The sequence below is a fragment of the Novosphingobium sp. BW1 genome (assembly GCF_008107685.1).
Lineage (GTDB): Bacteria > Pseudomonadota > Alphaproteobacteria > Sphingomonadales > Sphingomonadaceae > Novosphingobium.
Genome location: NZ_VIRF01000100.1, coordinates 1 through 3573, shown reverse-complemented (window position 1 = coordinate 3573; position 3573 = coordinate 1). Strand labels below are relative to the sequence as shown.

The following is a 3573-nucleotide window of genomic DNA, read 5'->3' as shown; positions in this document are numbered from 1 at the left end:
TATCCATGGTGAGTTCCTTTGCGTTGAAGGAACTCCACGGTCGCAAGGCGACATCGCCGCTCGCAAAGCCTGAACAATACTACGCTACCTCGCCCCAAGCGACCCTCCCGCGAAGCGGGTTCGTGCTTTGGGACTTTGCGGTCCTTCCCGAGTTCCGTGCTTAACGGAAGGTCTTGCCAATAGCCGACATTCAATGTTCGCCTGATCAATCTCGCAGCGCGGCTACAACTGGGCCCTTACGGACCCTGTCATATCGGTAGGCAGGCCGCGAAAAGCTGCCGTGAAGGTCCACCGCGGGCGATTAGCTATTTCCGATTCCGTTCAAGGAGGTCGTCTAATAGGGCGTCCAGTTCTCTCCGGCTGAGATAGCGACCATCTCGAATAACCGCCGCAATCCGGCGGGTATTCGCAATATTGCTGAGCGGATCGGCGTCGAGAAGCACCAGGTCGGCTCTCATTCCGACGGCAACCGTTCCGCGATCATCGTCCACACCGAGAAATTCTGCGGACAACCGGGTGGAACCCTCGAGGATTGACGCGTTGTCGAGACCAGCTTCGGCCAGGGCCTCGAACTCGTCATGGAGGGAAAATCCGGGGGCTACGCCGGGGATGCCTGCATCGGTTCCTGTGAGGATGGGAATGCCTGCCTCGGCGAACGCGCGCACGAGTGGCCCATTAAACTGCACAATACTCTGCACGTATTGGATATATCCTTCGCTCGACTGCGCCGCGTAAGGATTGGAGTTGACCGAAAAATCGTAGAACTGAGGCGGCAGTACGTACAAGTCCACACGCGACGCCAGGGACCCCGGGTCGCGTGCGATTTCCAAGATACGCTCGTTGGCTGTGAGCGTTGAGACAAGCGCGGTGTCGTTTTTCCGAGCCATCTCGACATAGGATGGGATCGCAGTGATGTCGGGCGACCGGGTTTGCTGGGCAAATTCCTCAGCATGAACGATCAGTTCGAAACCGGGCTGGAAGAAAGCCTCAGTGATCCCCTTACCCCGCTGCGGGATATGGCCGATGACCCGGATATCGCGGGCGCGCGCCTCATCCACGATGGCGGTGAACGTCTCCAGATCGAGGCGACCATAGACCTTTACGAATTCATACCCGTCTGCCGCCGCATCCTTCACCGCCTGCCTGCCCTCCGCAGGCGTCGCTGCACTTTGCGTAATGCCGAAAGGCAAGATCGGATCGTCGCTATCGATCATTGGGGCCATGGCGATGTGAGGGCCCAGGACGCGACCGCTTTCGACCTCGATCCGCTGGCCGACCGTTTCGGGCATCGCAGCAAGATCGAATACCTGGAGCACGCCGTTGACGATGTAGGGTGTGAAGATGTCCTGTATGTTCGCGGCGCCGTCTTCCGGTACGGGGCTGCCCGCGAGAAGCCTTAGCATCCGATCATTCCCGAGATGGACGTGCATGTCGCTGAACCCCGGGATCAGCCACATGCCCGTCCCGTCGATTCGGTTGGCGTCGCACAGGTCAATCCCGTCCTGTGCGAACGCGATCGAAACGATACGGTCCCCTTCGATTACCACCGTCCTGTTGGGCAGTACGCCGCCCTCCTCCGTCATCGGGATAACCGTAACGTTCTCGATAACGAGCGCGTCGCTGGCAGTTGCCGGGGCGGGTGGGGACGCGGCCAGCGGCGCGGGTGCCGCGATCAATAGGCCCGCGAGAAATGCCAGGCATCTAAACATATTCGAAGTCCTCCGTAGCTGCCGACCGATGGTTCAAACCCAGCCAGGGGTCGCAGTAGATTTCCAACCGATAAACTTGGCACTGTCTAGATCGGTTATCACCGTAGATCTAGACACTGTCAAGTCGCTCCGCTAAACTAAGCCGGTCAAGCAAGCATTTCGAGGGTCGGGAACGTGCAGGACAAGACCTATCATCACGGAAACCTCGCCTTCGAGTTGCTGCAGGCTGCGGAGCGCGAGCTTGTCCTGAACGGGATCGAGGCTCTTTCTCTGCGCGCGGTGGCGAAGCGAGCTGGTGTCAGCCACGGGGCACCCGCGTACCATTTCAAGAGTGCGCGAGGATTGTTAACCGCGCTTGGGGCGATCGGATACGAACGCCTCGTAGGGGTACAGGAAACTCGCCAACGCAGCGCTGAAAGCGACCCCAAATCACAACTGATCGCGATTGGCCTCGGCTATCTCGATTTTGCTGAATCGAATCCGGAACTGTTCCGCTTGATGTTCTCTTCCGAGAAGCCGGACAGGAGCGACACACACTTCGATACCGCGGCAAAAGGCGCGTTCGGAAAACTGGTCGAGGGCGTGCGCAAAATAATGGATCGCGATCCTCATACCCATCCCGCCGCTATGACGCAGGTAGCCGCATCCTGGGCGATGGTGCACGGGCTGGCCGATCTAATGATTTCAGGACGGCTCGACGGGCCTTTGGCCTTGAACGACATCTCCGAATTGACTCGGGAGGTTCTCCTATCCGACATCATGTTGCGAGCTCTTGCAGAATGCTAAATACCCGGGCGAGCGGAAACCGGCCGACCTCGGTCCCTTCCATTTGAACAGTTCTGACATCCTTACCAAGCACAGCCTGCTTGAGTTTACTCGCTAATCCGACAGTCCGCTTTCCAGCCGTGAATTAGCTCCAAGCTGCTCGGCAATAACGGACATGGTTTCGGAGCATAGACGACCGCTCTCGGGATAGAATTGCAATCTTCTGAATGGCAGGAAATTGGGCAGCACTGCTGTCTGCCTGCTAAATTGGATGGCCACGGCGGCTTTCGGCCCGATGCTGCCCGCCCTAGATTTTCACCTTCTTCGGATCCTCTTCCCTTGGCCAATGACGGCCAAGGAGAAAGACAATGGGATACTCACGATTTGACCCTGCCATGCAGAGACGCGTGGCCTGGAACTCTGGAAAGAATGTCGGAACCAAGCGCCCGCTAACGCAAAAACAGATATGGGCGATCCGCTTTCACCTCGATCGCGAAGGACGTTTGAGGGACAAGGCTCTCTTCGATCTCGCCATCGATAGCAAGTTGCGCGGCTGCGATTTGGTGAAGATCAAAATTGGCGATGTGGTCGCCGGTGCAGACATCCGCAATCGCGCGATCGTCATTCAACAAAAGACCAATCGACCAGTGCAGTTCGAACTCACCGCCGACGTGCGAACGACGTTGCTCGCCTGGCTGGAACGCCGGGGCGGTTCAACGGGCGATTATCTCTTCCCAAGCAGAGTAGATCATGCCGGACATATGAGCACGCGCCAGTATGCCCGCCTGGTTGATGAATGGGTGACTGCAATTGGTCTTCGGAAGTCCGAATACGGAACGCACTCACTTAGGAGGACAAAAGCCGCGATGATCTATCGGGCCACCGGTAACATTCGGGCAATCCAGATTTTGCTGGGTCATACAAAGATCGAGAATACGGTTCGCTATCTCGGTGTCGATGTCGAAGACGCTTTGAACCGCGCCGGGATTGCCGGAGGCCATTCGTCTTAAATTATGCAGCCAATGGAACGTCGTCCAGCATGGCGTAGTAGCGCTGCTCGGCTTCGACCGGAGGAATGTTTCCGATCGGCTCTAGCAGG

At 57.7% G+C, this 3573-nt stretch carries 3 protein-coding genes; 2 read left to right on the top strand and 1 reads right to left on the bottom strand.

What is annotated here, in order from left to right; genetic code table 11:
- Positions 1–305: 305 nt before the first annotated feature.
- Complete coding sequence (locus FMM79_RS19760; RefSeq protein ID WP_148629241.1) at positions 306–1709, bottom strand: amidohydrolase family protein; 1404 nt, start codon at positions 1707–1709, stop codon at positions 306–308.
- 174 nt (positions 1710–1883) lie between these two features.
- Between FMM79_RS19760 and FMM79_RS19755 the strand changes: the two genes are divergently transcribed.
- Both FMM79_RS19755 and FMM79_RS19750 read left to right on the top strand, forming a co-directional pair.
- A complete protein-coding gene (locus tag FMM79_RS19755; RefSeq protein WP_148629240.1) occupies positions 1884–2495 on the top strand; it encodes a TetR/AcrR family transcriptional regulator in 612 nt (203 codons plus the stop codon).
- A gap of 347 nt (positions 2496–2842) precedes the next feature.
- Positions 2843–3484, top strand: coding sequence for a tyrosine-type recombinase/integrase (locus FMM79_RS19750; RefSeq protein ID WP_148629239.1), 642 nt, complete (start codon positions 2843–2845; stop codon positions 3482–3484).
- Positions 3485–3573 lie beyond the last annotated feature (89 nt).

Bases quoted from the DNA above. Each gene is read 5' to 3' on its own strand.
- FMM79_RS19760 (WP_148629241.1), bottom strand. From the start codon at position 1,709: ATGTTTAGATGCCTGGCATTTCTCGCGGGCCTATTGATCGCGGCACCC.
- FMM79_RS19750 (WP_148629239.1), top strand. From the start codon at position 2,843: ATGGGATACTCACGATTTGACCCTGCCATGCAGAGACGCGTGGCCTGG.